At 57.0% G+C, this 2,745-nt stretch carries 4 protein-coding genes; 1 reads left to right on the top strand and 3 read right to left on the bottom strand.

Translation table 11 applies throughout. From position 1 onward, the window contains the following. Positions 1–215 (bottom strand): CHAT domain-containing protein (locus tag Q7S58_RS22295; protein ID WP_370655536.1); only part of this gene is annotated, 215 nt, incomplete at its 3' end. A 98-nt stretch (positions 216–313) separates the two neighbouring features. On the opposite strand from Q7S58_RS22295, the gene Q7S58_RS17150 reads away from it, so the two are divergent. Then, positions 314–1,468, top strand: a complete 1,155-nt coding sequence (locus Q7S58_RS17150; RefSeq protein ID WP_304828628.1) for an IS481 family transposase — start codon at positions 314–316, stop codon at positions 1,466–1,468. A 51-nt stretch (positions 1,469–1,519) separates the two neighbouring features. On the opposite strand, the gene Q7S58_RS17155 is transcribed toward Q7S58_RS17150, so the two are convergent. Both Q7S58_RS17155 and Q7S58_RS17160 read right to left on the bottom strand, forming a co-directional pair. Then, positions 1,520–2,200 carry a hypothetical protein gene (locus Q7S58_RS17155; protein WP_304828631.1) on the bottom strand — a complete coding sequence of 227 codons (681 nt, stop codon included), beginning with the start codon at positions 2,198–2,200 and terminating at the stop codon, positions 1,520–1,522. A gap of 69 nt (positions 2,201–2,269) precedes the next feature. Continuing rightward, the coding region (locus Q7S58_RS17160; RefSeq protein ID WP_304828634.1) for a TIGR02391 family protein at positions 2,270–2,745 on the bottom strand (476 nt) is incomplete at its 5' end.

The raw sequence follows: 2,745 nt of genomic DNA on the forward strand, positions 1-2,745 counted from the left end.
TCGGCGAACTGCAGGTCGAGCTTCGGATCACCCAGATCCGGATTGCCGAGAGCAAGTAATTGCGCCTCCTTCTTCGCTACGCCGGGGCGCAGGAATTTGAGCACGCTCGCCGCGGGCAGAAACCGCAGGCCATACCGGTCGTTCAGGAAGCCGCCCTCCGGATTTTGCAACGCTGCAAAAGGCAGGTAGTGCAGCGCTCGGTACGGTCCAGACACATAGGTAACATTTTAGTCCAGGGACATGGGTAACAGTTTGATCACACTTACGGGTATCTCAATGGAGGTATCCCATGCCGTGGAGTCAGACATCACCTATGGACCAGAGAACGCAATTTATCGCAGATTACCTGCGCGAGTCACTTAGCACTACCGATCTTTGCGCCCTGTATGGGGTGTCACGCAAGACCGGGTATAAGTGGATCGATCGCTACCTTCGCCACGGCCCGACCGGCCTCGACGAGCGCTCGTGCAAACCCCGCGCATCACCGAACCAGACCGATCAGGAAATCGTGACCGCGATTCTGGAGATACGCCGGCGTCACCCTTCCTGGGGTGCGAAGAAGCTGCTCGTGCTGCTGCACAAAGGTCACCCGCGCTGGGACTTGCCGGGACGCTCTACCGTATGCGACATTCTGAGCCGTCATGGCCTGGTGCCCAAGCAGCGCCAGCGCCGACGCATCGGCCATCCGGGCAAGCCCACCAGCACGATCCTGGCACCCAACGACCTGTGGTGTGCGGATTACAAAGGACAGTTCAAGACCGGCAATGGTCTTTACTGCTATCCGTTGACCGTGACTGATGGCTACAGCCGTTACCTGTTGAGCTGCCAAGCGCTCGACTCCACCGCGGTCGCAGGCGCCAAGCCGGTGTTTACGCGACTCTTCAAGGAGTATGGACTGCCGACGCGCATTCGTACCGATAACGGCGTGCCGTTTGCCACCACCACGCTGGCAAGGCTCTCGGCGCTGTCGGCATGGTGGGTTCGGCTTGGCGTGATGCCCGAACTCATTGAGCCCGGCAAGCCGCAGCAAAACGGACGTCATGAACGCATGCACCGTACGCTCAAAGACGAAACCACACGCCCCGCCGCCGGAAGCCTGTCCGCCCAGCAGCGCAAGTTCAACCACTTTCGCGATGAGTTCAACAACGAACGACCCCATGAAGCGCTTGACCAGCAAACGCCAGCATCACAATACCAACCATCGTTGCGGGAGATGCCGAATAAGATTCCACCACTGGAATACCCAGATCGCTTCGAAGTGCGTTATGTGAGCGCCAACGGCGGCATTCGCTGGAACAGGGACTGGGTCAATGTGTCTAGTGTTTGTATTGGTGAGTACGTCGGCTTTGAAGAAATCGACGATGGAATATGGAACGTCTATTTCGGACCGCTCAAGCTCGGCCGTTTCGACGAGCGGCACATGCGCATTGAAGATCAATATGGCAAACTGAAACGACGGAATCTGTAACCCAGGTCCCCAGACTCTTTTGTTACCTATCTCCCCGACCGCTCAGATTAGTCATTTGGCCGCGCCTGTACTTCGTTTGAGAATATCCCTATCGTCACTTGAGATAAGCGCATACAGCTCATCACGGATCGGCGCGAGCGTTTGGCTGGATGACTGCATCAGCTTCTGCTCGATCGGAAAAGCAGCTTCGCGGAGAGCATTTCCGAGCATTGCGGTGGTGTAACCAGCCCGCTTACCTTCGAACGACATAACTGCGGCCTGCGTGTCCCGTAGGAGCAGCGACGCCGCAACTTCCTCGTTTTCCTTCAGCTTCGCAACCGCCTCGAGAAATGTTGAGCGCACAGAGGGATGGTAAGCAAAGAGGTCGACGTATGCCGTTTCGATCCCCTCGTCGAGGACGCGGGATGCAATATGAACACGTTGAGCGCTAATCCGTTTCCATAGGTAGTCGCGGGCCGAGACTACGTCGAAGCGCTTAGAAAGGATCTCACTAGTTTCGACGTAGACAGGGTGAAGTTCGCTGTACAGAGAGCGCTGTAGACCTTGCCATCGTTCAAGCTTCACTAGGGTTTTTGCTGCTGCCGTCCTTACTCGATCGGCCTGCTCTCGAGTCCTCGAGTCCCGATCCTTTGTCCAAGCTGTCAAGAGGGCGACGACGGACACAATGATCGTCAGCGACGTCAAGATGTCGCTGGCCTTCAGTGTCCAGTCAAACGTGAATGCCATTTTCATTGAGGGCTAACGCTCGCGCTCACCCGCGCGCGTCAGCGTCGGGGTGAAGCGGGTAGTTATACGGCATGTTCATGTTCTGCGTGAATCAATGATGCGGAGCAGGTGTGATGCCAGCATGACCATTTCCTGAGCCTCAACATGGTCTGTGAGCGTCACCGTCCGGTGCGAGTGCGGATTCTTATAGGAACCGATGGCGCCAGCGAACATGTGCGATAGCGCCTCGCGCTCAGGCTGTGGTTGCGACTGATCGGAGAGAGGACCATTGGCCGGGTCAAACGCTTTTCGCATCAGCGCAACACCTACGTCCGTAGCCGCGTACCCACCAAGGTTACGGACCTCCTCTTCCACGGTTCTAAATGCGAAGAAAACCGCGCCCGCGAAATCGCCTCTGGCGAGGTCAATCCACGCTCGGTCGGCAATCAGCGGATGTAGGAGCGCTTTAGGAAACGCGGCAGCCTTTCGATATGTGTCGAAACGCGCCTTGTCGGTATGTTCGCGCCCACGACTCCCGATCACTCTGAATCCATTAATTCCATTCGTCCCAG

Origin of the sequence: Candidatus Binatus sp. (genome assembly GCF_030646925.1) — a bacterium.
Lineage (GTDB): Bacteria > Desulfobacterota > Binatia > Binatales > Binataceae > Binatus.